Source organism: Pantoea sp. X-Soil-TKNS-1280 (assembly GCF_059730475.1).
Genome location: NZ_AP035962.1, coordinates 3,209,928 through 3,236,356, shown reverse-complemented (window position 1 = coordinate 3,236,356; position 26,429 = coordinate 3,209,928). Strand labels below are relative to the sequence as shown.

General features: G+C 54.4%; 24 protein-coding genes. 20 read left to right on the top strand and 4 right to left on the bottom strand.

What is annotated here, in order from left to right; all coding sequences use genetic code 11:
• Positions 1 to 347: 347 nt before the first annotated feature.
• The 11 genes from rpoE (at position 348) to acpS (ending at position 9,690) form a co-directional block, all read left to right on the top strand.
• A complete protein-coding gene (gene rpoE / locus AC6I8X_RS14990) occupies positions 348 to 926 on the top strand; it encodes an RNA polymerase sigma factor RpoE (RefSeq protein WP_010617748.1) in 579 nt (192 codons plus the stop codon).
• A 27-nt stretch (positions 927 to 953) separates the two neighbouring features.
• Positions 954 to 1,610: an anti-sigma-E factor RseA gene (rseA, locus tag AC6I8X_RS14985; protein WP_299455996.1), complete on the top strand. Its 657-nt coding sequence runs from the start codon at positions 954 to 956 to the stop codon at positions 1,608 to 1,610.
• On the top strand, positions 1,610 to 2,566 hold the full coding sequence (gene rseB, locus AC6I8X_RS14980; RefSeq protein ID WP_497840043.1) for a sigma-E factor regulatory protein RseB: 957 nt from the start codon (positions 1,610 to 1,612) through the stop codon (positions 2,564 to 2,566). Before rseA ends, rseB begins: the two co-directional genes overlap by 1 nt.
• The gene (gene rseC / locus AC6I8X_RS14975; protein WP_299456000.1) at positions 2,563 to 3,027 is read left to right on the top strand and encodes a SoxR-reducing system protein RseC; all 465 of its coding nucleotides are present in this window, start codon (positions 2,563 to 2,565) and stop codon (positions 3,025 to 3,027) included. The genes rseB and rseC overlap by 4 nt, the downstream gene beginning before the upstream one ends.
• A 217-nt stretch (positions 3,028 to 3,244) precedes the next feature.
• Complete coding sequence (lepA, locus tag AC6I8X_RS14970) at positions 3,245 to 5,044, top strand: translation elongation factor 4 (RefSeq protein WP_497840042.1); 1,800 nt, start codon at positions 3,245 to 3,247, stop codon at positions 5,042 to 5,044.
• Between the two features lie 9 nt (positions 5,045 to 5,053).
• On the top strand, positions 5,054 to 6,025 hold the full coding sequence (lepB, locus tag AC6I8X_RS14965; protein ID WP_313685119.1) for a signal peptidase I: 972 nt from the start codon (positions 5,054 to 5,056) through the stop codon (positions 6,023 to 6,025).
• A gap of 130 nt (positions 6,026 to 6,155) precedes the next feature.
• Positions 6,156 to 6,836, top strand: a complete 681-nt coding sequence (gene rnc / locus AC6I8X_RS14960; protein ID WP_208716115.1) for a ribonuclease III — start codon at positions 6,156 to 6,158, stop codon at positions 6,834 to 6,836.
• A 45-nt stretch (positions 6,837 to 6,881) separates the two neighbouring features.
• Complete coding sequence (gene era / locus AC6I8X_RS14955) at positions 6,882 to 7,787, top strand: GTPase Era (RefSeq protein ID WP_084876350.1); 906 nt, start codon at positions 6,882 to 6,884, stop codon at positions 7,785 to 7,787.
• A 3-nt stretch (positions 7,788 to 7,790) separates the two neighbouring features.
• Positions 7,791 to 8,519, top strand: a complete 729-nt coding sequence (recO, locus tag AC6I8X_RS14950) for a DNA repair protein RecO (protein WP_299456010.1) — start codon at positions 7,791 to 7,793, stop codon at positions 8,517 to 8,519.
• Between the two features lie 59 nt (positions 8,520 to 8,578).
• Positions 8,579 to 9,310: a pyridoxine 5'-phosphate synthase gene (gene pdxJ, locus AC6I8X_RS14945; protein WP_497840041.1), complete on the top strand. Its 732-nt coding sequence runs from the start codon at positions 8,579 to 8,581 to the stop codon at positions 9,308 to 9,310.
• The gene (gene acpS / locus AC6I8X_RS14940; protein WP_299456014.1) at positions 9,310 to 9,690 is read left to right on the top strand and encodes a holo-ACP synthase; all 381 of its coding nucleotides are present in this window, start codon (positions 9,310 to 9,312) and stop codon (positions 9,688 to 9,690) included. The genes pdxJ and acpS overlap by 1 nt, the downstream gene beginning before the upstream one ends.
• Here the strand turns inward: acpS and AC6I8X_RS14935 are convergent.
• Positions 9,687 to 9,935 carry a YfhL family 4Fe-4S dicluster ferredoxin gene (locus tag AC6I8X_RS14935; protein ID WP_084876346.1) on the bottom strand — a complete coding sequence of 83 codons (249 nt, stop codon included), beginning with the start codon at positions 9,933 to 9,935 and terminating at the stop codon, positions 9,687 to 9,689. The genes acpS and AC6I8X_RS14935 overlap by 4 nt on opposite strands.
• Positions 9,936 to 10,196: 261 nt before the next feature.
• On the opposite strand from AC6I8X_RS14935, the gene AC6I8X_RS14930 reads away from it, so the two are divergent.
• Positions 10,197 to 11,057, top strand: coding sequence for a glycosyltransferase family A protein (locus tag AC6I8X_RS14930; protein WP_497841043.1), 861 nt, complete (start codon positions 10,197 to 10,199; stop codon positions 11,055 to 11,057).
• A gap of 90 nt (positions 11,058 to 11,147) precedes the next feature.
• Here AC6I8X_RS14930 and AC6I8X_RS14925 read toward each other — a convergent pair whose 3' ends face one another.
• A complete protein-coding gene (locus tag AC6I8X_RS14925; protein ID WP_084876345.1) occupies positions 11,148 to 11,987 on the bottom strand; it encodes a MurR/RpiR family transcriptional regulator in 840 nt (279 codons plus the stop codon).
• A 191-nt stretch (positions 11,988 to 12,178) separates the two neighbouring features.
• Here AC6I8X_RS14925 and yfhb point away from each other — a divergent pair, with 191 nt between their 5' ends.
• Positions 12,179 to 12,817 carry a phosphatidylglycerophosphatase C gene (yfhb, locus tag AC6I8X_RS14920; RefSeq protein WP_497840040.1) on the top strand — a complete coding sequence of 213 codons (639 nt, stop codon included), beginning with the start codon at positions 12,179 to 12,181 and terminating at the stop codon, positions 12,815 to 12,817.
• 52 nt (positions 12,818 to 12,869) lie between these two features.
• On the top strand, positions 12,870 to 13,367 hold the full coding sequence (tadA, locus tag AC6I8X_RS14915; protein WP_084876343.1) for a tRNA adenosine(34) deaminase TadA: 498 nt from the start codon (positions 12,870 to 12,872) through the stop codon (positions 13,365 to 13,367).
• Here tadA and mltF read toward each other — a convergent pair.
• Positions 13,364 to 14,824 (bottom strand): membrane-bound lytic murein transglycosylase MltF, encoded by a 1,461-nt coding sequence (gene mltF / locus AC6I8X_RS14910; RefSeq protein ID WP_497840039.1) that lies wholly within the window; start codon positions 14,822 to 14,824, stop codon positions 13,364 to 13,366. The genes tadA and mltF overlap by 4 nt on opposite strands.
• A gap of 269 nt (positions 14,825 to 15,093) precedes the next feature.
• On the opposite strand from mltF, the gene purL reads away from it, so the two are divergent.
• The 5 genes from purL to glnB all read left to right on the top strand — a co-directional run bounded on the left by purL (position 15,094) and on the right by glnB (position 23,499).
• Entirely contained in the window at positions 15,094 to 18,984 is a 3,891-nt protein-coding gene (purL, locus tag AC6I8X_RS14905; RefSeq protein WP_497840038.1) for a phosphoribosylformylglycinamidine synthase, read from the top strand.
• Positions 18,985 to 19,559: 575 nt separating this feature from the next.
• Positions 19,560 to 20,987 (top strand): sensor histidine kinase, encoded by a 1,428-nt coding sequence (locus AC6I8X_RS14900; RefSeq protein ID WP_313683567.1) that lies wholly within the window; start codon positions 19,560 to 19,562, stop codon positions 20,985 to 20,987.
• Between the two features lie 3 nt (positions 20,988 to 20,990).
• Positions 20,991 to 21,665, top strand: a complete 675-nt coding sequence (gene qseG / locus AC6I8X_RS14895; protein WP_313683568.1) for a two-component system QseEF-associated lipoprotein QseG — start codon at positions 20,991 to 20,993, stop codon at positions 21,663 to 21,665.
• The gene (glrR, locus tag AC6I8X_RS14890) at positions 21,665 to 22,996 is read left to right on the top strand and encodes a two-component system response regulator GlrR (RefSeq protein ID WP_313683569.1); all 1,332 of its coding nucleotides are present in this window, start codon (positions 21,665 to 21,667) and stop codon (positions 22,994 to 22,996) included. Before qseG ends, glrR begins: the two co-directional genes overlap by 1 nt.
• 164 nt (positions 22,997 to 23,160) lie before the next feature.
• Positions 23,161 to 23,499 (top strand): nitrogen regulatory protein P-II, encoded by a 339-nt coding sequence (gene glnB, locus AC6I8X_RS14885; RefSeq protein ID WP_007886217.1) that lies wholly within the window; start codon positions 23,161 to 23,163, stop codon positions 23,497 to 23,499.
• A 109-nt stretch (positions 23,500 to 23,608) separates the two neighbouring features.
• On the opposite strand, the gene hmpA is transcribed toward glnB, so the two are convergent.
• Positions 23,609 to 24,793, bottom strand: coding sequence for an NO-inducible flavohemoprotein (gene hmpA / locus AC6I8X_RS14880; RefSeq protein WP_313683570.1), 1,185 nt, complete (start codon positions 24,791 to 24,793; stop codon positions 23,609 to 23,611).
• Positions 24,794 to 25,132: 339 nt separating this feature from the next.
• Here hmpA and glyA point away from each other — a divergent pair, with 339 nt between their 5' ends.
• Positions 25,133 to 26,386, top strand: coding sequence for a serine hydroxymethyltransferase (glyA, locus tag AC6I8X_RS14875; protein ID WP_084876335.1), 1,254 nt, complete (start codon positions 25,133 to 25,135; stop codon positions 26,384 to 26,386).
• Positions 26,387 to 26,429 lie beyond the last annotated feature (43 nt).

Genomic DNA, 26,429 nt, shown 5'->3' with positions numbered 1-26,429 from the left:
TTTCCGCGATAACGACGCGATTTCAGTAAGTTATGTCTGAAAATAGTCTTTACGCGTTTTTTATACCAAACATACTGAAAATTCAGGTAATAAAGATGAAAATCGTAGCGTCATGGGTTACTCTGCCAGCGATTATCGGTGCCGACCAGAGGTCGCCCGCGCGGCAAGTCGCTACACTGTATGACAATCAACAACAAAGGCGTCTTGGTGCCGATACGGAAAATTATCAGGTCGTAATGAACTTCAGGCCAGAATATGACTCTAAGCGCATGCTTGCTCAGAACTAATGAGATGTGCTGGCAGTTCATTTACGCGTATTTAAAGAGTTTGGGGAGACATTACCTCGGATGAGCGAGCAGTTAACGGATCAGGTTCTTGTTGAACGGGTTCAGAAGGGAGATCAAAAGTCCTTTAATTTACTGGTGATACGATACCAGCATAAAGTGGCGAGCCTGGTTTCACGTTATGTCCCGTCGGGCGATGTGCCGGATGTGGTACAGGAGTCTTTCATTAAAGCGTATCGCGCACTGGAATCGTTCCGTGGCGACAGCGCGTTTTATACATGGCTGTACCGCATTGCGGTGAACACAGCAAAAAATTATCTGGTGGCTCAGGGACGCCGCCCGCCATCCAGCGATGTTGATGCGATCGACGCGGAAAATTTCGAAAGTGCGGGTGCGTTAAAAGAAATTTCGAACCCTGAGAACTTAATGTTGTCTGACGAACTGAAACAGATTGTCTTTCGTACCATTGAGGCGCTTCCTGAGGATTTACGCATGGCCATTACCCTCAGAGAGCTGGACGGATTAAGCTACGAAGAAATTGCCGCCATCATGGATTGTCCGGTCGGTACGGTACGTTCGCGTATCTTCCGTGCACGAGAGGCTATTGATAATAAAGTTCAACCGCTTATCCAACGTCAGTGATAACGGCTACTGGAAGGGTACCAAAGCATGCAGAAAGAAAAACTTTCCGCTTTAATGGATGGTGAGACTTTAGATAACGAGCTGCTGGCGTCGTTGTCCAGGGATGCAAATCTGCAAAAAAGCTGGGAAAGCTACCATCTGATCCGCGACACCCTGCGGGGCGATGTGGGTGAAGTGCTGCATTTTGATATCTCCGCGCGTGTAGCGGCAGCCATCGAAAATGAACCGGTACGCAAAGTGACGTCGCTGATTCCGGAAGCGCAGCCTGAACCGGCGAGCTGGAAGAAAATGCCGTTCTGGCGTAAGTCTGGCTCCTGGACAGCGCAACTGGCTCAGGTCGGCTTAGCCGCCTGTGTATCGCTGGCGGTGATTGTCGGTGTTCAGCACTACAATCAGCCTGCAGGTAGCAACGCGACGCCATCGTCCGATTCTCCGGTGTTCAACACTCTGCCGATGATGGGCAAGGCCTCTCCGGTCAGTCTGGGGGTTCCTTCTGACGCGTTCGATACCAACAGTTCGAATCAGCAGGTGCAGGAACAGCGTCGCCGTATCAACGCGATGCTGCAGGATTATGAGCTGCAACGTCGTCTGCATGCCGATCAGGTTCAGTTTGAAAAGAACGATCCGCAACAGGCACAGGCTAATGTTCCCGGTAATCAGTCGTTAGGAATTCAGCAGCAGTAATGAAGCAGCTTTGGTGTGCCGTTAGCCTGCTGGCAGGCAGCCTGCTTTACACATCTACCGCCCCGGCGCAGACCTCTGCGTCCGGGGCGTTGTTACAGCAGATGGAGCAGGCAAGCCAGTCCCTCAATTACGAATTCGCTTATATCAATGTCTCGCGTCTCGGCATTGAATCTCTGCGTTATCGCCACGCGGTTATCAACAACCGTGTATTTGCCCAGCTTTTGCAGATGGACGGTCCGCGACGTGAGGTGATTCAGCGCGGTAATGACATCAGCTATTTCGAGGCTGGCCTCGATCCGTTCACACTGCCCGGCAACCATATCGTCGATGCACTGCCTCCGTTGATGTTTGCCGACTTCTCCCGTCTGAGCAGCGCCTACGATTTCATTCCGGTTGGTCGTTCACGTATTGCCGACCAGCTGTGTGAAGTGATGCGCATCGTTTCCCGGGATGGCTCACGTTACAGCTATGTCGTGTGGCTGGATGTCGATACCAGGTTGCCATTACGTATCGATCTGCTGGATCGTGATGGCGAGACACTTGAACAGTTCCGCGTCATCAGTTTTGCTGTCGATGAAGGCGTACGTAATCTGATGCAGGGGCTGGAGAAAGCCAATCTTCCACCCACCTTATCCTTACCCGTGGGCGATAAAGTTCAGCTCAACTGGCAGCCAACATGGCTACCGGCGGGGATGACGCTGATTTCGCAGAGCCGTCGTGATATCCCGGCGCTGAACAAAACGGTGGAATCCCGTCTCTACAGCGATGGTTTGTTCAGTTTCGCCATTAACGTAACGCCAGCTGATAAAAATAGCGTTGCGCAGACATTGCGCACTGGGCGTCGTACGGTGCAGACCGAAGTGCGCAATAATAGCGAGATTACCGTGGTGGGTGAGATTCCTCCCGCCACAGCAAAACGTATTGCGGACAGCATTGATTCGGGACCAGCAAAATGATGAGAGAATGGGCCACCGTGGTGGCATGGAAAGAGGGCGTCGCGACCTTACATACCGAAGCGAAGACCTCCTGTAACAGTTGCTCGGCGCGTAAAGGCTGCGGCAGCCACATGCTGAATAAGCTGGGGCCGAAAAATGCCCACGTGATGCAAATCGCCAGCCCGGAACCGCTACAACCTGGCCAGCGTATTGAGCTGGGTATCCGTGAGAGTAGTCTGCTGGGCTCTGCGTTGCTGGTTTACATGACACCGCTGTTTGGCCTGTTCCTGGTTGCTGGCTTGTTTCAGATGTTGTTCCATAGCGATCTGGCATCCGCCTGTGGTGCGCTGCTGGGCGGCACAGGGGGCTTTATTGTGGCGAAAGGGGTCTCGACATTAGTCGGCGAACGTGAGGCTTTTCAGCCAGTGATCCTGAATGTTGCTTTGCCGCCAGATGCCATGCGGGTTGAAACTGAAATCTGATTCTTGCCGGGCCGTGTCAATCGCGGCCTTTTTATGCGCGCTTAGCCGCTTAATTCTGTTGCGATTCCCCGCTGTTCCATTCTTTAACGCAAGGCGTTAACAGTGTAATATGCGTCGTCATTAATGAGGCTGACAGGGTTCCAGGTAAAATACCGTTTCCTGAATGTGTCTGTGCTCAAGTATTCAACTGCTGTTCTACGTGAAGATATTCATATAAATGAAGCACATAAGAAATTTCTCCATCATCGCTCATATCGACCACGGCAAATCGACGCTCTCCGACCGTTTGATCCAAATTTGTGGTGGCCTGAGCGATCGTGAGATGGCAGCGCAGGTTCTGGATTCAATGGATTTGGAACGTGAGCGCGGCATTACCATTAAAGCGCAGAGCGTAACGCTCGATTACAAAGCGCTGAACGGTGAAACTTACCAGCTCAATTTTATCGATACCCCCGGACACGTTGACTTCTCCTATGAAGTATCGCGTTCTCTGGCGGCCTGTGAAGGGGCGTTGCTGGTGGTCGATGCAGGTCAGGGCGTAGAAGCACAGACGCTGGCGAACTGCTACACCGCAATGGAAATGGATCTGGAAGTGGTACCGGTACTGAACAAGATCGACCTGCCTGCGGCCGACCCGGAGCGTGTGGCGGAAGAGATTGAAGATATCGTTGGTATCGATGCGACGGATGCCGTGCGCTGTTCAGCGAAAACCGGCGTCGGTGTGCCGGAAGTGCTGGAACGTCTGGTACGTGACATTCCGCCGCCGCAGGGCGATCCGGATGCTCCGCTGCAGGCGCTGATCATCGACTCATGGTTCGATAACTATCTTGGCGTGGTGTCGCTGATTCGTATCAAGAACGGCACGCTGCGTAAAGGCGACAAAATTAAAGTGATCAGCACCGGTCAGGTGTATAACGCTGAGCGCCTGGGGATTTTCACGCCGAAACAAGTCGATCGCACCGAACTGAAATGCGGTGAGGTAGGCTGGCTGGTTTGCGCCATTAAAGACATCCTCGGTGCACCAGTGGGCGATACCCTGACGCTGCAACGTAATCCGGCAGATAAAGCGCTGCCGGGCTTCAAAAAAGTGAAGCCGCAGGTTTATGCCGGTCTGTTCCCGGTCAGCTCTGATGATTACGAAGCCTTCCGCGATGCGCTGGGCAAACTAAGCCTGAACGATGCCTCGCTGTTTTACGAGCCGGAAAGCTCCACTGCGCTGGGCTTCGGCTTCCGCTGTGGCTTCCTTGGCCTGCTGCATATGGAGATCATCCAGGAACGTCTGGAGCGTGAATACGATCTCGATCTGATCACCACCGCACCAACCGTGGTGTATGAAGTGGAAACCACAGATGGCGAAGTGGTGTATGTCGACAGCCCGTCGAAGCTACCGCCGCTGAATAACATTGAAGAACTGCGCGAACCGATCGCCGAGTGTCATATGCTGCTGCCGCAGGAATATCTGGGCAACGTCATTACACTGTGCATCGAGAAACGTGGTGTTCAGACAAATATGGTTTACCACGGCAACCAGGTTGCGCTGACTTACGAAATTCCGATGGCAGAAGTGGTCCTCGACTTCTTTGACCGTCTGAAATCGACGTCACGCGGCTATGCTTCACTGGATTATAACTTCAAACGTTTCCAGGCCTCTGACATGGTGCGTGTCGACGTGCTGATCAACTCAGAACGTGTCGATGCGCTGGCGCTGATTACTCACCGTGATAACTCGCAGTATCGTGGCCGTGATCTGGTGGAGAAGATGAAAGAACTGATCCCACGACAGCAGTTCGATATCGCGATTCAGGCAGCAATTGGCAACCACATTATCGCTCGCTCAACAGTCAAACAGCTGCGTAAAAACGTTCTGGCGAAATGCTATGGCGGTGACGTCAGCCGTAAGAAAAAACTGTTGCAGAAGCAGAAGGACGGTAAGAAGCGAATGAAGCAGGTCGGTAACGTTGAGCTGCCGCAGGAAGCATTCCTTGCCATTCTGCATGTCGGTAAAGACAGCAAATAAGGAACCTCAATGGCTAATATGTTCGCCCTGATTCTGGCGATCGCCACCCTGGTAACGGGTGTTATCTGGTGTATTGATCGTTTTAAATGGGCACCGACGCGTCGTGCTAAGCAGGCTGCTGCACAGGCGCAAGCCGGCAACACGCTGGATAGCAAAACGCTGGCGAAAGTCTCCGCGCAGCCAGGATGGGTGGAAACCGCAGCATCGGTTTTCCCGGTGCTGGCGGTGGTGTTTATTGTTCGTTCTTTTGTGTATGAGCCGTTCCAGATCCCATCTGGTTCGATGATGCCCACCTTGTTGATTGGTGACTTCATCCTCGTCGAGAAGTTCGCCTATGGTCTGAAAGATCCGATCACGCAAACCACGCTGATCCCAACCGGCCATCCGCAGCGAGGTGACGTCGCGGTATTTAAATACCCGAAAGATCCGAGCATGGATTATATCAAACGCGTTATCGGCTTACCGGGCGACAAAGTGGTCTACGATCCTTATAGCAAAACGTTGACCGTTAACCCGGGCTGCGCAGGGAGCAAGTGCGATACGGCACTGCCGATTACCTACACCAATATCGAACCGAGCAGCTTTATTCAGACTTTCAGCGGCTTCGATGGCAATGAAACCGGCAACGGCTTCTTCCAGGTACCGCCGGGAGAAACCATGCGTGGCGGCCTGCGTCTCGGGACACGTAAAGAGACGCTGGGCAACGTGACGCATGACATCCTGCTGGTTAACGAAGCGCAAAGTCAGGCGAGCATGTACTATCAGCAGCCAGGCGAGCCGCAATCCACGTGGATTGTGCCGCAGGGGCAATACTTCATGATGGGCGATAACCGTGATAACAGCGCCGACAGCCGCTATTGGGGCTTTGTACCCGAGCGTAATCTGGTCGGTAAAGCGGTCGCTATCTGGATGAGCTTTGAGAAACAGGAAGGACAGTGGCCAACCGGCGTGCGACTGAGTCGCATCGGTGGTATTCACTGATAACAGGCCCGCATAGCGGGCAAAACGGTTGGCTCCCTGCGGGGAGCCACTGCACACGAAACAGAACGTGTTGGAACCTCAGCCCTGTTTCGTATGCAGAGTGACAGACGCACAGAAGAACTGGAATCGCATGAACCCCATCCTCATTAACAAGCTACAGCGCAAACTGGGCTACACTTTTACTCATCCGGAACTACTGCAACAGGCGCTGACTCACCGCAGTGCCAGCAGTAAACATAACGAGCGTCTTGAATTTCTTGGCGATTCAATTCTTAGCTATGTGATTGCTAACGCACTTTACCAACGCTTTCCTCGCGTTGATGAAGGTGATATGAGTCGCATGCGCGCCACGCTGGTACGTGGTAACACGCTGGCTGAAATGGCACGGGAGTTTGATCTCGGCGAGTGTTTACGCCTCGGTCCGGGTGAATTGAAAAGCGGCGGTTTTCGTCGCGAATCGATTCTGGCTGATACCGTGGAAGCGCTGATTGGTGGCATCTTCCTCGACAGCACGATTCAGACCGTCGAAAAGCTGATTCTCGACTGGTATCAAACGCGGCTGGAACAAATCAGCCCGGGCGATAAGCAAAAAGATCCGAAAACCCGCCTGCAGGAGTATCTGCAGGGACGCCATCTGCCACTGCCCTCTTATCTGGTAGTGCAGGTGCGTGGTGAAGCCCACGATCAGGAATTTACCATTCACTGTCAGGTGAGTGGCATGGCAGAACCGGTGGTGGGCGTAGGCTCCAGCCGCCGTAAAGCGGAACAGGCCGCTGCCGAACAAGCGCTGATTAAACTCGGCCTCGAATAGTCACATCGCAGCACCCTGAACGGTGCTGATTAAGTCAGGACTCGAATGAGCGAACACGAAACTTATTGCGGCTTTGTCGCGATTGTTGGCCGACCGAACGTCGGCAAATCCACCTTACTGAACCAGTTGCTGGGGCAGAAGGTGTCGATCACTTCACGCAAGCCGCAAACCACGCGTCACCGCATCATGGGTATTCATACTGAAGGGCCTTATCAGGCCATCTACGTGGACACCCCCGGGCTGCATATGGAAGAAAAGCGGGCAATCAACCGCCTGATGAACCGTGCTGCCAGCAGCTCCATTGGTGATGTTGAACTGGTCATTTTCGTGGTCGATGGCACGCGCTGGACACCTGATGACGAAATGGTGCTGAACAAGCTGCGTGATGGCAAAGTGCCGGTAGTGCTGGCGGTTAACAAAGTTGATAACATCCAGGATAAAAGCATCCTGCTGCCACACCTGCAATTCCTCAGCCAGCAGATGAACTTCGCTGAAATCGTGCCGATTTCCGCTGAATTCGGTAAGAATGTGGACACTATTGCCGCTATCGTGCGCAAACGTCTGCCGCAGGCCGAGCATCACTTCCCGGAAGAGTACATCACTGACCGCTCACAACGCTTTATGGCATCCGAAATCATCCGTGAAAAACTGATGCGTTTCCTCGGTGCTGAGCTGCCTTATTCTGTTACCGTTGAGATTGAGAAGTTCGAAACCAACGAACGTGGCGGCTACGATATCAGCGGCCTGATTCTGGTTGAGCGCGACGGACAGAAGAAAATGGTGATTGGCAACAAAGGGGCCAAAATCAAAACCATCGGTATTGAAGCGCGTAAAGATATGGAAGAGATGTTTGAGGCCAAAGTGCACCTCGAACTGTGGGTGAAGGTCAAATCTGGCTGGGCGGACGACGAACGTGCGTTGCGCAGTCTGGGTTATGTAGACGACCTCTAACCGATGGAAGGCTGGCAACGCGCCTTTGTGCTGCATAGTCGCCCCTATAGCGAAACCAGCCTGCTGATCGATCTCTTTAGCGAAAGCGAAGGGCGCGTGCGTGTCCTCGCCAAAGGTGCGCGGTCGCGCCGTTCGCAACTCAAAGGTGCTTTGCAACCTTTCACGCCATTGCTGGTGCGCTGGGGCGGGCGCGGCGAAGTAAAAACGCTGCGCAGTGCCGAAGCGGTATCGCTGGCGCTGCCGCTCAGCGGTATCACACTCTACTGTGGCCTGTACGTGAACGAACTCTTGTCACGCGTCCTGGAGCAGGAAATTCCTTTCTCTGAACTGTTCTTCGATTACCTGAATTGCATCCAGTCACTGGCAGCGGCCAGCGGCACGCCTGAACCGGCGTTGCGCCGCTTTGAGCTGGCGCTGCTGGGCCACCTGGGATACGGTGTCGATTTCCTGCACTGCGCAGGCAGTGGGGAAGAGGTGGATGACGGCATGACCTACAGCTATCGCGAAGAAAAAGGGTTTATTGCCAGCCTGGTGGTGAACCAGCGCAGCTTTACCGGTCGCCAGCTGCGGGCGCTATGGGAGCGAGATTTCCCGGATGCGGATAGCCTGCGCGCAGCCAAACGTTTTACCCGTATGGCGCTAAAGCCATACCTGGGCGGTAAACCGCTCAAGAGTCAGGAACTCTTTCGTCAGTTTGTGCCGAAAAAGAAGCCGGATACGGCGAGCGAATGATGCCAGGCGGGATGTCGCGCGGTACACTCTCAACACACTAAACATATTTAAGGATTGTCATGGCTGAGTTGCTGTTAGGGGTCAACATTGACCACATCGCCACCGTACGTAACGCACGTGGCACCCATTATCCTGATCCGGTGCAGGCCGCATTTATCTCCGAACAGGCTGGGGCGGATGGCATTACCGTGCACCTGCGTGAAGACCGTCGTCATATTACCGACCGCGATGTGCGTATTCTGCGTGATACCATCCAGACACGTATGAACCTGGAAATGGCCGTCACCGATGAAATGGTCGGCATTGCCTGTGACATCAAACCGCATTTCTGCTGCCTGGTGCCGGAAAAACGTCAGGAAGTGACCACCGAAGGTGGGCTCGATGTGGCGGGACAACAGGACAAAATCAACGCTGCGGTAAGGCAACTGAGTGAGGCGGGAATTCTGGTTTCGTTGTTTATTGATGCCGATCACCGTCAGATTGAAGCGGCAGTCGCCAGCGGTGCGCCTTATATTGAAATCCACACCGGTGCCTATGCTGAAGCGCCTGAAGGGCTGGCGCGTGATGCTGAGCTGGAACGAATTCGTATCGCAGCCACCTTTGCTGCCAGCCTCGGCCTGAAAGTGAATGCCGGCCACGGACTGACCTACCACAACGTGCTGCCGATTGCGGCTTTACCGGAAATGCATGAACTGAATATCGGTCATGCGATTATTGGTCGCGCGGTGATGAGTGGTCTGGCTGACGCAGTTAAAGAGATGAAACAGCTGATGCGGGAAGCGCGCCGTTAATGGCCATACTCGGGCTGGGCAGCGATATCGTTGAGATTGAGCGCATCGCCGGTGTCATTGAGCGCTCCGGGGATCGTCTGGCGCGTCGGGTGCTGAGCGAAGCCGAGTGGCAGCAATACCAGACGCACCAGCAGCCGGTGCGTTTTCTGGCTAAGCGTTTTGCGGTGAAGGAAGCGGCGGCGAAAGCTTTTGGTACCGGCATTCGTGGCGGTCTGGCGTTTAATCAGTTTGAAGTGTACAACGATGCGCTGGGCAAACCGGGTTTGCGTTTCTTCCTGCAAGCGGCGGAAATTGCACGACAGCTTGGTGTGCAGCATGTCCACGTCACCCTGGCCGATGAACGGCACTACGCCTGTGCCACGGTGATCATCGAAAGCTAGTGATGCAGCACCACAAATTTCTCCCACAGCGCTTCGCGACTTTCGGGGTGCTGTGGGTCAGGAATGATGGTGTTATCGATGGGGCATACACTCAGGCAGGTCGGCACATCATAATGGCCGACACATTCGGTGCAGCGAGCGCTGTCGATCTGGTAGATGGCGTCACCGAGGCTGATCGCCTGGTTCGGGCATTCCGGTTCGCACATGTCGCAGTTGATACAGCGCTGGGTAATCAGTAAAGCCATGGTGAGTTACTATCTGGTGTAAAAGATTCAGTAAAGGCGCGCACCTTAGCATAATCCGGCCTTCCCCCCAATCTGGCGTGTTGATTTTTCTCCGTTTCATTTGCGCCAGCGCAAGATTGCATTCGTTATATTTTTCTGATGATGCCATCAGGGGTTTGTTTATTTCTATGATATCAATAATTTATCAGGGAACCTGGGTTGAAGCCATCTGGTGCTGAGTTAGCATCTGCGCTACCAGGTGAACCTCTAATAAATTATGCAATGAATATAATAAATGAACTGATTAGCAACCGGCATGCTGCCGACAAATCCCATATTGATCTGAGCTATATTACGCATTTTTATTGTGACCAGGAGTCTATCAACTCGGTCATCTCTTTGTTAAAGGAATATGAAACTTATCCGGCACCATTATTAGATCGTATTGAATTTATTATTGTCGATGACTGCTCACCGATTGAATATGAAATACCGGTATTGAATTTAAATTTGACCTGGTTACGCATCACGACGGATATCAAATGGAATCAGGGTGGGGCACGTAATCTGGGAGTGACCTACGCAAAATCGGATAAAATTTTGATGTCAGACCTCGACCATGGTTTCCCGGCCAGCACGCTGGCATATCTGGTTGACTCTGATAACCCAGGGCGATGTTTCTATAAACTGCGGCGTAAGCGTGCTGATGGCATCTGCTATAAAGGCCATTCCAATCTGTTTTTTATGAGCCGCGCCCGTTTTCTGCGTTTTTACGGCTATGATGAAGAATATTGCGGCAATTATGGTGCAGAAGATTATCGGTTTGTGAAATATCAGAAGTATCAGGGGTCGCAGCAGCGTTATATGCCGGACAGCATTTGGTGTTATGAGCGTCAACTGGATCGTGAAAAAAGCTATCACAATTTATCACGTGATCTTTCTGCTAATACGCCGGTTGATTTGCGAAAGAAGAATGAGTGTAGCTACTTTGGCAGAGAGTATGGGCATAGTCGTATTTTTCTCAATTTCGACTGGATTAAAATGAAAACCTATAATCGTTGTCCGGCAATGCCGCCAAAAATCAGGAAATACTGGCGGCCATTGTGGTGGTGGCGTTGGTTGAATCCGCGCGCAGCACGCTGAACATCATGTCTGGCGGTGCTGGTTATCACGCGGGTTTAGTAACCGTGTGAAGCGCCTGAAAATAGCGCGATAGATCGCGCTATTGAACTGTTACACCAGTTTTCTTACCAGCGCTTCACTGTGGCGGATATGGCTGGAGGCGCGTTCAGGATCATTCTGTACCAGTGCCATAAACAGCAGGTCCGTCAGGGCCAGCTGTGCGCTGGTTGAGGAGATTGCGGCACTGCGGGTGCTTTGCTCCTCGGCAACGGTGTAGAGACAATGCGTGGCGCACTGCTGCAACGTATTGGGGGTGAACCCGGTAAACGCCAGCACATCGGCCCCGGTCTGCGCGGCTTCCTGGGCGGCAAGATTGATTTCGCGTCGTTCGCCGGTATAGGAAATGGCCAGCAGCACATCGCCTGCGGTCATGGCCTGTACGCTGGCGAGCAACGCATGCATATCCTGCTCGGCGACCGCGTTGATGCCGATCTTCATCAGTTTCCAGGAAAAATCTTTTGCTACCAGGCCCGATGCGCCAATGCCGACCAGCAGGATACGGTTGGCATTCTTCAGCAGCCGTAACGTTTCCATCAACATCTCTTCGCTGTTGATATCCAGCGTGGCGCGAATTGCCGAGATCTTCTCGGCCAGCAGTTTTTCACCCACGACTTTCAGCGGGTCATCGCTAAGAATATGGTTATGAACGGTGATGGCATCACGGTCGGCCAGTGATTCGCTGAGTGCTAACTTCAATGCCGGGAACCCTTTATAGCCCAGTTTCTGGGCAAACTTGACCACGCTGGACTGGCTGACGCCTGATTCTTCCGCCAGTTTTTGCGAACTCAAATGCCGCGCCCGGTCCGGTTGTGACAACAAAAAATCCGCCAGACGTCGCTCGTTGAGCGCCAGACGCGGATAAAGCTGACGAATCCGCAGCAATGAACTCATCTCCGATCCTTAATTCAGAACGTAATGCTTATTTAGCCTGATAAATGTGGCGAGGAATGCCACATAGCAGCCTGCCGCCAATAAGAATAAACTATTCAGCGGGCATTGTAGTCATTGGAATTAAAAATGACCGCGTTCGCCTGGCTACACTCAAGAGCAGGCATGATAAAGCAGAATGAAAGGAGAGTGGTTTGACAAAGGGTACGCAACGACGCGTGGTGTTTTTTGATCTCGACGGCACGCTACATCAACAGGATATGTTCGGCACCTTTATGCGCTATCTGCTGAGACATCAGCCGCTGAATTTATTGCTGGTCGTGCCATTGTTACCGGTGATTGCTGCGGGGTTGCTGTTTAAAGGGCGTGCCGCGCGCTGGCCGATGAGTTTGTTGCTGTGGGCCATCACCTTCGGTCACAGTGAAAAACGCCTGTTGCAGCGCGAAGCTGAATTCGCCCGCTGGTTCCGCCAGCGCGTTACCGCTTTTCCGGTGGTACAGCAGCGGCTGACGGATTACCTCAGCAGCGATGATGCTGATGTCTGGTTAATCACCGGTTCACCGCAGTCGCTGGTGGAGCAGGTCTATTTCGATTCAGCTTTTCTGCCGCGTGTTCAACTCATTGCCAGCCAGATGAAGCCAGCACGGGGTGGGCGTGTACTGACGATGCGCTGTCTCGGGCATGAAAAAGTGGCGCAGCTGGAGGAGAAAATCGGCACGCCGTTGCAGCTGTACAGTGGCTATAGCGACAGCAAGCAGGACAACCCGCTGCTGTTCTTTTGCCAGCATCGCTGGCGCGTCACCCCGCGTGGTGATTTGCAGCAGCTGGAATAACCTCGCTATTTCGCTATAATGCGCCGCCTTTGTTACCCGCAGGAGTTACCCGGTGAACCCACAGACTGATGAATACTGGATGCGTCACGCTTTACGCCTCGCACGTTTGGCGTGGGAGCAGGGGGAAGTGCCAGTCGGTGCGGTGCTGGTGCAGGGTGACAAGGTGATTGGCGAAGGCTGGAACCGTCCGATCGGTCAGCATGATCCTACTGCGCATGCGGAAATTATGGCGCTGCGCCAGGGCGGTAAAGTGCTGGAAAATTATCGTCTGCTCGACACCACGTTATACGTGACGCTCGAACCCTGTGTGATGTGTGCCGGGGCGATGGTGCATAGCCGGATTACCCGGCTGGTGTATGGCGCAAAAGATGAAAAAACCGGAGCGGTCGGTTCGCTGCTGGATGTGATTGGTCATCCCGGTATGAATCACCAAATCCAGATTGCTTCTGGTGTGCTGGCGGAAGAATGCGCCGCGATGCTGAGTGATTTTTTCCGCATGCGGCGTGAGCAGAAAAAAGCGCTGCGTCAGGCGCAGCGCGACGCGGGTTAATTCATCGCAATCTTCGGTTCGACAGCAGGATAACCGGCGCCCAGTTCTGCTTCCATGGCTGACTGCTGCGCCAGCCGTTTGTCCTGTTCCTGTAAATATCCCACCAAACTAATCTGATACTTACGGATATTCTCCACGTAGTTATACGCCTCATGACCGCGAGCATAGCCGTACGTGGTCTGCGCGTAGTAACGCTTCTGGCTCAGCATCGGCAAACGCAGCTTCACATCGGCCCAGCTATCAGGGTTACCGCCTTGTTTGGCCGTCAGCTTACGGGCGTCCAGCATGTGGGCATAGCCCATGTTATAGGCCGCCAGAGCAAACCAGATACGTTCATCTTCCGGGATGGTCGTGGGGACTTTTTCCACCATACGTTGCAGGTATTCGCTGCCACCGCGGATACTTTGCTCAGGATCGAGACGATCGGCAACGTCAAGGCTGTCAGCGGTGTTGCGAGTCAGCATCATCATGCCGCGCACGCCGGTGGGCGAGGTTGCCTGTGGATTCCAGTGCGACTCCTGATAAGAAATCGCCGCCAGCAGCCGCCAGTCGAGACTGGAGGCATATTTCTCAAATAACGGCTTGATATCCGGCAGGGTATTGTCGATGGCGCGCAGGAAGGTGCGGGTATCGACATAATCAAAGGTGCCGACATGGCCGAGATACTTCTCCTCCAGCCGCGCGATGGTGCCTTCTTCGCTCATCTGACTATAGAAGTCGAGCATGGCCGCATTCAGGCTGTCATCTTCTTCATTATGTGGCAGATACCAGGTGACGGGTTCTTCATCGGTGATATCAAAGGCCACTGCCAGCTGCGGATGAATGCGTTGCAGCAGGCCAATGGTGACAGAATCCCCCACGGTGTAGTCCAGTTTGCCATCCGCCACCGCTTCCAGCAGCGCTTTTTGCCCCTGGTCGGTAGCGATTGACCAGTCAAGATCGGGATAGTTTCCGGCTTTAGCGGAACGTAAAGTTGACAGGTACGCGGAACCGGACTGCACAATCAGGCGGCCTTTCAGATCACCGAGGTTTTTTGGCCGCGGCTTATCAATGCGATACACCAGCTGTTGCGATACCGAGTAATAACTCGGTCCGGTCTGATAACGGGCTATGCGATCGTTGTTGTAGATCAGGCCCGCAGCCAGCAAATCCGCCTTACCATCATCAAGATCGTCAAACAGGTCACCGAGGTTCGGACGCACCGTCACCTGGAGTTTGACGCCAAGATAATCGGCGAAGCGCTTTGCCAGCTCATAATCCATACCGGCTGGTGCATTATTGATGGTGTAGTAAGTCAGCGGGGAGTTAACGGTACTGATGCGCAGCACTCCCCGTGATTTGATCTGCGATATCGCGTCTTTGCCGCCCCCGTACCAGGGGATCGACGGCCACAGTGCCAGCGCAAGTAGCACGGTGATCAGACCGATAAACAGATAGTTTAATTTCAGGCGTTTCAAATAGTTGTCTCTCGCTGGCTCTAAGGCCTCTGTCTTTAAAAGGCAGTATTGATCTTGTATGAACTCCCAGAGCGAAGGGCATTTTGCGCAACAAAGCGAGCCGGAGCAACTTATATAGCAGGATTTGCGCAAAATTCAGGCGAATCCGGTAGACCATAAATTCTGCGCAAACGGTTTCGTAACCGGTGCTGTTTCTCTATAATACGCCCCGTTTTCCCTGTTGCGCCCAATGAAGCGTCGCCCGGCGCTTCGAAGACGAGAGATCTTTAATGATGGAAATTCTGCGTGGTTCGCCCGCCCTGTCGGCATTTCGTGTAAACAAACTGCTGACCCGCTTTCAGGACGCTCATCTGCCGGTGAGTGATATTTACGCCGAGTACGTCCATTTTGCCGATGTCAGTGCGCCGCTGAGTGCGGACGAAAAAGCCCGCCTGCAACGCCTGCTGAAATACGGTCCGTCTCTCGCCGAACATGCGCCACAAGGGCGTCTGTTGCTGGTGACGCCGCGTCCAGGCACCATTTCACCCTGGTCCTCCAAAGCGACCGATATCGCCCACAACTGCGATCTGCCACAGGTGCGTCGTCTGGAACGCGGTATGGCGTTCTATGTTCAGGCACCGCAGCTGACAGAAGCACAGTGGCAGACCCTTGCCAGCCTGCTGCATGACCGCATGATGGAAACGGTATACGGCGATCTCAATGATGCGCAGCAACTGTTTGCCCACCATGAGCCGCAGCCGCTGAAAAGTGTTGATGTGCTGGGTGGGGGCCGTCAGGCACTGGAACTGGCTAACACTACGCTGGGTCTGGCCCTGGCCGATGACGAAATCGACTACCTGCTGAACGCCTTCACTACGCTGGGCCGCAACCCGAACGACATTGAACTCTATATGTTTGCCCAGGCGAACTCCGAGCATTGCCGTCACAAAATCTTCAACGCCGACTGGATTATCGACGGCGAAAAACAGCCGAAGTCGCTGTTTAAAATGATCAAAAACACCTTCGAACAAACGCCTGACTATGTGTTGTCTGCCTATAAAGACAACGCGGCGGTGATGGAAGGTTCCGAAGTTGGCCGTTACTACGCCGATGCCGAAAAAGGCGAATACGATTTCCATCAGGAAGCCGCGCATATCCTGATGAAAGTGGAAACGCATAACCACCCAACGGCGATTTCTCCATGGCCCGGTGCGGCGACCGGTTCCGGTGGTGAAATCCGTGACGAAGGCGCAACCGGACGTGGTGCCAAACCCAAAGCGGGTCTGGTGGGCTTCTCCGTGTCCAACCTGCGTATTCCGGGCTTTGAACAGCCGTGGGAAGAAGACTTTGGTAAGCCGGATCGTATCGTGACGGCGCTGGATATCATGACCGAAGGCCCACTGGGTGGCGCGGCGTTCAACAACGAATTTGGTCGTCCGGCACTGAACGGTTACTTCCGTACCTATGAAGAACGCGTTAACAGCCACAACGGTGAAGAACTGCGTGGTTACCACAAGCCAATCATGCTGGCGGGCGGCATCGGTAACATCCGTGCCGACCACGTGCAAAAAGGCGAAATAGTGGTGGGCGCGAAGCTGATTGTGCTGGGTGGCCCGGCAATGAATATCGGTCTCGGCGGCGGTGCTGCCTCATCAATGGCTTCTGGCCAGTCTGATGCCGACCTCGACTTTGCTTCCGTACAGCGTGACAACCCGGAAATGGAACGTCGTTGCCAGGAAGTGATCGACCGCTGCTGGCAGCTGGGCGAAGCTAACCCGATTCTGTTTATCCATGACGTGGGTGCAGGTGGCTTGTCTAACGCCATGCCGGAGCTGGTCAGCGACGGTGGCCGTGGTGGCCGCTTCAATCTGCGTGACGTGCTGAGCGATGAGCCAGGCATGAGCCCGCTGGAAGTGTGGTGCAACGAATCGCAGGAACGTTATGTGCTGGCGGTAGCGCCGGACAAACTGGCGCTGTTTGATGAGCTGTGCCAGCGCGAGCGTGCCCCTTACGCGGTAATTGGTGAAGCCACCGAAGAACAGCATCTGAGCCTGGCGGATACGCATTTCGACAACAAACCGATCGATATGCCGCTGGATGTGCTGCTGGGTAAAACGCCGAAGATGACGCGTGATGTGGTCAGTCAGCAGGCGAAAGGTGAAGCATTGCAGCGCGACGGCATCACCGTTGCTGATGCGGTCAACCGTGTGCTGCATTTGCCGACCGTGGCAGAGAAAACCTTCCTTGTCACCATCGGTGACCGTACCGTAACCGGTATGGTGGCACGTGATCAGATGGTGGGTCCATGGCAGATTCCGGTTGCCAACTGCGCAGTGACCACCGCCAGCCTCGATAGCTACTACGGTGAAGCCTTCTCTCTCGGCGAACGCGCCCCGGTTGCACTGCTCGACTTCGCCGCTTCAGGCCGTCTGGCGGTGGGTGAAGCGCTGACTAACCTTGCTGCAACGGCAATTGGTTCACTGACACGCGTGAAGCTGTCAGCGAACTGGATGGCGGCAGCCGGTCACCCTGGTGAAGATGCGGGCCTGTATGAAGCCGTGAAAGCGGTCGGCGAAGAACTTTGCCCGGCGCTGGGTATCACCATCCCGGTGGGTAAAGATTCCATGTCGATGAAAACCCGCTGGCAGCAGGGGAATGAACAGCGTGAAATGACGTCACCGTTGTCGCTGGTCATCACCGCTTTTGCCCGCGTGGAAGACGTACGCCGCACCGTAACGCCGCAATTGCAGGCCGATAAAGACAACCTGCTGCTGCTGGTGGATCTGGGCAATGGGGCAAACACCCTGGGTGCGACGGCGCTGTCACAGGTCTATCGTCAACTGGGTGATAAACCAGCTGACGTGCGTGACGCCGCACAGCTGGCTGGCTTCTTTAACGCTATTCAGGCGCTGGTGGCGGAGCAGAAACTGCTGGCCTACCACGACCGTTCTGACGGCGGCCTGCTGGTGACACTGGCTGAGATGGCGTTTACTGGCCATTGCGGTATCGAAGCCAATATTGCCGCGCTGGGTAGTGATGCGCTGGCTGCGCTGTTCACCGAGGAACTGGGTGCGGTGGTGCAAATCAACGCTGCTGACCGTGATGCGGTGCTGAAGACGTTCGCCGATCATGGCCTGATGACCAACGTCCATGTGATTGGTCAGGCGCTACCGGGCGATCGTTTTGTGATTCGTTCTGGTGAGCACGCGGTGTACAGCGAAAGCCGTACTACGCTGCGTACCTGGTGGGCAGAAACCACCTGGCAGATGCAGCGTCTGCGTGACAACCCGGCCTGTGCCGATCAGGAACATGAAGCGAAGAAAAACGACAACGATCCTGGTCTGAATGTCCATCTGACCTTCAAACCGGAAGAAGACGTTGCTGCACCGATGATTGCCACCGGTGCGCGTCCGCGTGTCGCGGTGCTGCGTGAGCAGGGCGTCAACTCCCACGTTGAAATGGCGGCCGCCTTCCATCGTGCAGGCTTTACCGCCGTCGATGTGCATATGAGCGATCTGCTGGCGGGCCGTCGCGGTCTGGAAGAGTTCCATGCGCTGGTGGCCTGTGGTGGCTTCTCCTACGGTGACGTACTGGGGGCAGGTGAAGGCTGGGCGAAATCCATCCTGTTCAACAGCCGCGTGCGTGATGAGTTCGAAAACTTCTTCCACCGTCCGCAGACGCTGGCGCTGGGCGTCTGTAACGGCTGCCAGATGATGTCCAACCTGCGCGAGCTGGTGCCGGGCAGCGAACTGTGGCCGCGCTTCGTACGTAACCAGTCAGAACGCTTTGAAGCGCGTTTCAGCCTGGTGGAAGTGGCTGCCAGCCCGTCACTGCTGCTGGACGGCATGGCCGGTTCGCATATGCCGATTGCGGTATCACACGGCGAAGGTTTTGTTGAAGTGCGTGATGGCGCGCATCTGGCGGCGCTGGAAAGCAAAGGCCTGGTGGCGCTGCGTTTCGTGGACAACTTCGGTAAGGTGACCGAGACTTATCCGGCCAACCCGAACGGTTCCCCGAACGGTATCACTGCGGTGACCAACGAAAGCGGCCGCGTGACCATTATGATGCCGCACCCGGAACGCGTGTTCCGTACGGTGAGCAATTCATGGCACCCGGCAGAGTGGGGCGAAGACAGCCCGTGGATGCGTATTTTCCGCAACGCACGTAAGCAGTTGGGTTAATGTGTAGCGGCGCGATTTATCGCGCAATCAAGGGCATCCTGATGGATGCCCTTTTTTTTGGGTGTCGGAAAATAGCGACACCGCTACGGTTAGCTTGTCGTCAAAAGGTGACATTTAACCTATTGATATTATTGAGTGTAATTTTTCCTTCAGAAACGCGTTGCTAATCAGCGACAGTCTTTTTAGACCGGACGGTAAATTTTTTGCGCCGGGTCTCACTCTGAGAAAGCATTTATCTGATAATTAACGCTATTTTATTTTTGGCACGATGTTTGCTATACTCATTACGTTGCTCATTCTCCTGCTTATGATTGCCCCGCATTGCGGTTGAGCTCATAAAAACTGAATGACGCACCAAACGGTGCCTGCCGTCCACCCAACCGATAATCGCTTGCTTTGCAACGTTATCAAGCATCGGACGTAACGTTGAGTTAGGCACCACCTTATTCCCGCGTGAGGCGTTCGGCGTCACGCTCAACGGCAGGCCATAGCGCCTGCCGTTTTCTTATCTGTGCTTTCTTCCGCTTTCAGACTCCGCTAGCATTCCTGTAGTAAAAATTTAAGGAAATCCGGTTGTGAAGAGATGGCGTTTATTTCCCCGTTCGCTGCGTCAGCTGGTGTTGATGGCGTTCCTGCTGGTGCTGCTGCCGCTGTTGGTACTGGCGTGGCAGGCATGGGAAAGCCTGTCGGCGCTAAGTAATCAGGCGGCAGACACCAATCGCAACACCTTTACGGACGTGCGCCGCAGTGAAGCCATGGCGCGGACTGCCATCGAGCTGGAGCGCAGCTATCGTCAATATTGTGTGTTGGGTGATGACAGTCTGGCGCGGCTCTATCAGTCACAACGTGCGCACTACAGTCAGATGCTCACCACCCACGCTGCCAGCCTGCCGGATTTGCCCTCGTTCAAACTGTTAGCCGCAACGCTGCCACAGCTGGAAACGCTGCAATGTGCCAGCGGCAATCCCTCCGAACCTGCATCGACAGCCCTTGAGCACTTTTCCGATACCAATGCGCAAATGGTGCAGGAAACACGCGAAGTGGTGTTTTCGCGGGGTTTGCAATTGCAGCGTGAAATTGCCGATCGAGGCCAGTTTTTTGGCTGGCAGGCTCTGATATTGTTTCTGATCAGCCTGGCGCTGGTGTTGTTGTTTACCGGCATGATTATCGGGCCGGTGAAGCGGGTGGAGCGGATGATCAACCGGCTGGGTGAAGGCAAGGCGCTGGGCGACAGTATCAGCTTTCGTGGTCCGCGTGAGATTCGCTCGCTCGGTAAGCGTATTGTCTGGCTGAGTGAACGCCTGAGCTGGCTGGAAGCGCAACGCCACGAATTTTTACGCCATCTTTCCCATGAACTGAAAACGCCACTTGCCAGCTTGCGCGAAGGCACGGAATTGTTAGCCGATCAGGTGGCAGGCCCACTGAATAGCGAACAGCAGGAAGTGGTGGCGATTCTGGATACCAGCAGCCGTCATTTGCAACGTTTGATCGAGCAGCTGCTGGATTACAACCGCAAACTGGCCGACGGCCCGCTGGCGCTGGATGTCGTGGCACTGGATACCATTGTCGAGACGGTGGTGAAATCACACTCGTTACCGGCCCATGCGCGGCAAATGCGCACCCATGTGGATTTACAGGTGAACCACTGCCTGGCAGAGGCAACCCTGTTGCAACGGGTGATCGATAACCTTTATTCGAACGCCGTGAACTACGGTAGCGAATCCGGTAACATCTGGCTGCACAGCCAGCAGAAGGGCAATGAGGTGTGGATCGAGGTGGCAAACACCGGCACACCGATTCCGGCTGAAGAGCAGGCGATGATCTTTGAGCCTTTTTATCAGGGCAGCCAACAACGCAAGGGGCCGGTTAAAGGCAGTGGGCTGGGGTTAAGCATCGCCAAAGATTGCCTGCGCAGGATGCAGGGTGATTTACAGCTGGTGACACGTAAGGACGCGGATGTCTGTTTTCGTATCATTTTGACTACCACCGCCGGGAATGCCTGATCAATGAATTTATCCCTCAACAAATTATGCGCCGCCAGCCTGCTGGTGTTCAGCCTGGCGGGTTGCCATGCACCTTCTGCAGACAACGCCCTCAGGGACGACAGCATCCAGCCGGAGCCGCAGGTGCGCCTGCCGGACTATCTGGCGACTGACTGTGGCAGTGTCTGGCAAATTGAATATCCGGCTGCCATGAGCAACCCCTTGTATTGGCAGCGTGCCATTGATTGTGCGGAACGTCTGTCACCGGCCGAAGCCCGGGCGGAAGCACGTCGCTGGCCGGTGCAGGGCTGGTCCCGTGCCTTTAAGCAGGGCATATTGCTGGCTAACGGCAACGTAACGCCACAGGAGCGCCGCGACTATGTTGATACGCTGGATGGCTACAGTACGACGTTTCCGGCGGCAGTTCGTCCGCTGATTCAGCTGTGGCGCAGCAACCAGGCCGCTCAGCTTGAGCTGAGTGACGCGCGTGGCCGCTACGCACGGCTACAGCAAAGTACCGATGCCGAGCTGGATAGCCTGCGCCAGCAGCAACGCACGCTTCGTACCTCGCTGGCAGATACGCAGCATAAGCTGGAGCGTCTGACGGATATCGAGCGTCAGCTGTCCTCGCGTAAAGCGCCCGACAGCAGCGACACATCGCACAGTGCCAGCGGTACGGCGAATGAGGAGCAGCCATAATGAAACAGGCCGCACGATTATTGCTGGTGGATGATGATCCGGGGCTGCTGAAGCTGCTGGGAATGCGTCTCAGCAGCGAAGGCTATCAGGTCGCAACGGCGGCCAGCGGGCCGGAAGCCTTACGTCATCTGCAAAAAGAGAAGGTCGATTTGGTGGTCAGCGACCTGCGTATGGATGAGATGGACGGTCTGGCGTTGTTTGGTGAAATCCAGAAGCGCCATGCGGGCCTGCCGGTGATCATCCTGACTGCGCATGGATCGATCCCGGAAGCAGTTTCAGCCACCCAACAGGGCGTATTTAGCTTTCTCACCAAACCGGTGGATCGTGATGCGTTATACAAAGCGATTGATGAGGCGCTGGCCCTGCGTGCACCCGAGAGCGATGATGGCTGGCGTGAGTCTATCGTCACACGTAATCCGCTGATGCTACGACTGCTGGAGCAGGCGCACATGGTGGCGCAATCCGACGTCAGTGTGTTGATCAACGGCCAGAGCGGCACCGGTAAAGAAGTGCTGGCACAGGCAATTCATGCCGCCAGCCCGCGTGCCAGTAAACCTTTTATCGCCATCAACTGTGGCGCGTTACCGGAGCAGTTGCTGGAGTCTGAGCTGTTCGGTCACGCCAGGGGGGCGTTTACCGGCGCGGTGAGTGCTCGCGAGGGGCTGTTTCAGGCAGCGGAAGGCGGCACGCTATTCCTCGATGAGATTGGCGATATGCCGCAGGCGTTGCAGGTGAAGCTGCTACGCGTGCTGCAAGAGCGCAAGGTTCGTCCGCTCGGCAGTAATCATGATGTCAGTATCAATGTGCGCATCATTTCTGCCACCCATCGTGATTTGCCTAAAGCGATGGAAAAGAAAAGCTTTCGCGAAGATCTCTACTATCGCCTCAACGTGGTGAACCTGAAGATCCCGGCGTTGCATGAACGTGCCGAAGATATTCCCCTGCTGGCGAATCATTTGCTGCGTCAGTCTGCCGATCGCCATAAACCCTTTGTGCGCAGTTTTTCCGTGGACGCCATGAAACGATTGGTGGGAGCCAGCTGGCCGGGTAATGTGCGTCAACTGGTGAACGTCATCGAGCAGTGCGTGGCGCTGAGTACCTCACCGGTGATTGGCGATGCGCTGGTTGAACAGGCGCTGGCAGGTGAGAACACCGCATTGCCGACGTTTGTTGAAGCGCGCAATCAGTTTGAACTGAACTATCTGCGTAAGCTGCTGCAAATGACCAAAGGAAATGTGACCAATGCTGCGCGTCTGGCTGGACGTAACCGCACCGAGTTTTATAAGCTGCTGTCGCGCCATGAACTGGACGCCAGCGATTTTAAAGAGTAGCTTTCTGCCGCTGCGATTCGGCCTGTTGCCCCGGCATTCGGACAGAAAGCAGGAGAAAGTCCTGTTTTGACGCCACAGACGGCTCTGAGCCAGCGGCTGCGGCAGGAACATTTATACTATCTGTTACCCGTCCGGCCACGGAGGGAGTGAAAAAAGGATCTGTGATGAAAAAGATCGATGCAATTATCAAACCATTTAAACTCGATGATGTACGCGAAGCGTTAGCGGAAGTCGGCATCACCGGGATGACGGTCAGCGAAGTGAAAGGATTTGGTCGCCAGAAAGGTCACACTGAACTGTATCGTGGTGCCGAGTATATGGTCGATTTTCTGCCGAAAGTAAAAATCGAAATGGTGGTGGGCGACGATATCGTTGATACCTGCGTTGAGACCATCATGAAAACTGCGCAAACCGGCAAAATCGGCGACGGTAAAATCTTTGTCTTTGACGTGGCACGTGTAGTGCGTATCCGTACCGGTGAAGAAGACGAAGAGGCGATTTAAACCCAGCTTCAGATTAATGTAGCGGCGCGATTTATCGCGCTGTTTACAGGCAATCATTACATGCTATAACCCGCGCAATAAATTGCGCCGCTACGATTTTTATTCCTGCTTACAACACCTTATGCGGACCAAACACTTCGTAATGAATACGGTCGGCGGTGACACCCGCATCCAGCAACTGGCGTGCGACAAACTGCATAAACGCCAGCGGGCCACAGAGCCAGAACTGGCGATCGGGCTGATTGAGTTCAGCAGAAACACCCGCTAAATCCATCAATCCCTGCGCATCGTAATGACCGGCGTCAGCAACGGCAGGCTGGCGATACCAGACATGGCTGCTAAAGTTCGGCAGACGGCTGCCCAGCGCCTGGACTTCCCCGGCGAAGGCATGTTGCTGGCCGTCTTCCGTTGCATGCAACCAGGTGACTGCGGCCGGATGTTGTTGCTCTGCCAGGCTGGCGAGCATTGCCAGCATCGGAGTCTGGCCGACACCCGCTGAGATCAGGGTAACAGGCGTCGCAGGCTCTGCCTGGAGGAAGAAATCGCCCGCCGGTGCCGCGCATTGCACCACATCCCCGACCTGCGCTTCGTCATGCAGCCAGTTAGATACCGCGCCCTGATCTTCACGTTTCACCGCAATACGATAGAACTGACCATTTGGCTGGTGGGTGAGTGAATATTGACGATGCTGTAGATTGCCCTGGCTCTCTGGACGCAGGGTGATGGCCAGATACTGACCAGGCAGGAAATCCACCACCGCTGCACCATCCACCGGCTCCAGTTCAAAGCTTTTAATCACGCTGCTTTGCGGCTGAATGGCACGAATACGGAACTCACGCGCACCACGCCAGCCACCGGTTTTCGCTGCGGACGCGCGGTAAATCGCTTCCTCACGCTGGATAAACACCTCAGCCAGCACGCCATACGCCTTGCCCCATGCCTGCAGCACCTCATCCCCCGGATTCAGCAGTTCCTGAATGGTCGCCAGCAGATTTTCACCGACGATGGCGTACTGCTCGGGCTGAATATTCAGGCTGGTATGTTTCTGGGCGATTTTTTCCACCGCGGGCAGCAGCACTTCGAGGTTTTCCAGATTGCTGCCGTAGGCGCAGATGGCGTTGAACAGCGCTTCACGCTGGTTGCCACTGCGCTGATTGTTCATGTTGAACACATCCTTGAGTTCCGGATGCTGCGTCAGCATACGCTGATAAAAATGGCCGGTGAGCTGTGGGCCTAATTCGGCAATAGCGGGCAGGGTGGATTTGATGATAGCGATGTCTTGCGCGTTGAGCATGGGTGAATCCTCATAGCAGTTTAAAAGTTGTATTTTAAATGCATCTTATAATCGCGAACATGGGGTTGTAAATCCCCCTGAATGCTCAGGGATAAATCAGGTTTACTGGAATCTCTGCCGCAATCCTGAAATTTTTTCCGCTTCATTCTGAGGAAATATCGTGATTATCTGGCTTGCAAAAATGCGTAAAAAACCCGTTCCAGCGCCTTGCCAATCGTTTGCGTAAAAAGAGGGGATTGCTGCTACCGTCACCTGTCAAAACGGTTTACACTGTTGGCCTTCGCCCCTTAGCGGGGCTTAAATTGCCGTTAAAAAAGTTAGCTGAGTCAGGAGATGCGGATGTTAAAGCGTGATATGAACATTGCCGATTATGATGCCGAGTTGTGGCAGGCGATGGAGCAAGAGAAAGTGCGCCAGGAAGAGCACATTGAACTGATTGCTTCTGAAAACTACACCAGCCCGCGCGTTATGCAGGCGCAAGGTTCACAGCTCACCAATAAATACGCGGAAGGGTATCCGGGCAAACGCTACTACGGCGGATGTGAATACGTCGATATCGTTGAACAGCTGGCGATTGATCGCGCGAAAGCACTGTTCGGCGCAGACTACGCCAACGTGCAGCCGCACTCTGGTTCTCAGGCAAACTTCGCGGTTTACACTGCGCTGTTGCAGCCGGGCGACACCATTTTGGGTATGAACCTGGCACACGGTGGTCACCTGACTCACGGTTCACCGGTTAACCTGTCCGGTAAACTGTATAACGTGGTGCCTTACGGCATCGATGAAACCGGCAAAATTGACTACAACGAGCTGGCAGAACTGGCGAAAACCCATAAGCCGAAAATGATCGTCGGTGGTTTCTCTGCTTACTCTGGCGTGGTTGACTGGGCCAAAATGCGTGAAATCGCTGACAGCGTTGGCGCGTACCTGTTCGTTGACATGGCACACGTGGCTGGTCTGATCGCGGCTGACGTCTATCCGAACCCGGTTCCGCATGCGCATATCGTCACTTCAACTACCCACAAAACCTTGGCGGGTCCGCGTGGCGGCTTGATCCTGGCGAAAAACGGTGATGAAGAGCTGTACAAAAAACTAAACTCTGCGGTGTTCCCTGGCGGCCAGGGTGGCCCGCTGATGCACGTGATCGCCGGTAAAGCCGTCGCGTTCAAAGAAGCGATGGAACCTGAGTTTAAAACTTACCAGCAGCAGGTGGCTAAAAACGCCAAAGCGATGGTGGAAGTGCTGATTGAGCGCGGCTACAACATCGTATCAGGCGGCACCTATAACCACCTGTTCCTGATTGATCTGGTGAGCAAAAACCTGACCGGTAAAGAAGCGGATGCCGCACTGGGCCGTGCTAACATCACCGTCAACAAAAACAGCGTACCGAACGATCCGAAGAGCCCGTTTGTGACTTCCGGTGTGCGTATCGGTACCCCGGCAGTTACCCGCCGCGGCTTCAAAGAAGCTGAAGTGCGTGAACTGGCAGGCTGGATTGCGGATGTGCTGGACAACATCAACGACGAAGCCACCATCGAACGTACCAAGCAGAAAGTGCTGGATATCTGTGCACGTCTGCCGGTTTATGCCTGATTTCGCATAAGCGCGTGGCGATAGAAAGGATGGCGAAAGCCAT

Excerpts from the sequence above, each read along its gene's own strand:
- rpoE (WP_010617748.1), top strand. The coding sequence starts at position 348 with ATGAGCGAGCAGTTAACGGATCAGGTTCTTGTTGAACGGGTTCAGAAG.
- rseA (WP_299455996.1), top strand. The coding sequence starts at position 954 with ATGCAGAAAGAAAAACTTTCCGCTTTAATGGATGGTGAGACTTTAGAT.
- rseB (WP_497840043.1), top strand. The coding sequence starts at position 1,610 with ATGAAGCAGCTTTGGTGTGCCGTTAGCCTGCTGGCAGGCAGCCTGCTT.
- rseC (WP_299456000.1), top strand. The coding sequence starts at position 2,563 with ATGATGAGAGAATGGGCCACCGTGGTGGCATGGAAAGAGGGCGTCGCG.
- lepA (WP_497840042.1), top strand. The coding sequence starts at position 3,245 with ATGAAGCACATAAGAAATTTCTCCATCATCGCTCATATCGACCACGGC.
- lepB (WP_313685119.1), top strand. The coding sequence starts at position 5,054 with ATGGCTAATATGTTCGCCCTGATTCTGGCGATCGCCACCCTGGTAACG.
- rnc (WP_208716115.1), top strand. The coding sequence starts at position 6,156 with ATGAACCCCATCCTCATTAACAAGCTACAGCGCAAACTGGGCTACACT.
- era (WP_084876350.1), top strand. The coding sequence starts at position 6,882 with ATGAGCGAACACGAAACTTATTGCGGCTTTGTCGCGATTGTTGGCCGA.
- recO (WP_299456010.1), top strand. The coding sequence starts at position 7,791 with ATGGAAGGCTGGCAACGCGCCTTTGTGCTGCATAGTCGCCCCTATAGC.
- pdxJ (WP_497840041.1), top strand. The coding sequence starts at position 8,579 with ATGGCTGAGTTGCTGTTAGGGGTCAACATTGACCACATCGCCACCGTA.
- acpS (WP_299456014.1), top strand. The coding sequence starts at position 9,310 with ATGGCCATACTCGGGCTGGGCAGCGATATCGTTGAGATTGAGCGCATC.
- AC6I8X_RS14935 (WP_084876346.1), bottom strand. The coding sequence starts at position 9,935 with ATGGCTTTACTGATTACCCAGCGCTGTATCAACTGCGACATGTGCGAA.
- AC6I8X_RS14930 (WP_497841043.1), top strand. The coding sequence starts at position 10,197 with ATGAATATAATAAATGAACTGATTAGCAACCGGCATGCTGCCGACAAA.
- AC6I8X_RS14925 (WP_084876345.1), bottom strand. The coding sequence starts at position 11,987 with ATGAGTTCATTGCTGCGGATTCGTCAGCTTTATCCGCGTCTGGCGCTC.
- purL (WP_497840038.1), top strand. The coding sequence starts at position 15,094 with ATGATGGAAATTCTGCGTGGTTCGCCCGCCCTGTCGGCATTTCGTGTA.
- qseG (WP_313683568.1), top strand. The coding sequence starts at position 20,991 with ATGAATTTATCCCTCAACAAATTATGCGCCGCCAGCCTGCTGGTGTTC.
- glrR (WP_313683569.1), top strand. The coding sequence starts at position 21,665 with ATGAAACAGGCCGCACGATTATTGCTGGTGGATGATGATCCGGGGCTG.
- glnB (WP_007886217.1), top strand. The coding sequence starts at position 23,161 with ATGAAAAAGATCGATGCAATTATCAAACCATTTAAACTCGATGATGTA.
- hmpA (WP_313683570.1), bottom strand. The coding sequence starts at position 24,793 with ATGCTCAACGCGCAAGACATCGCTATCATCAAATCCACCCTGCCCGCT.
- glyA (WP_084876335.1), top strand. The coding sequence starts at position 25,133 with ATGTTAAAGCGTGATATGAACATTGCCGATTATGATGCCGAGTTGTGG.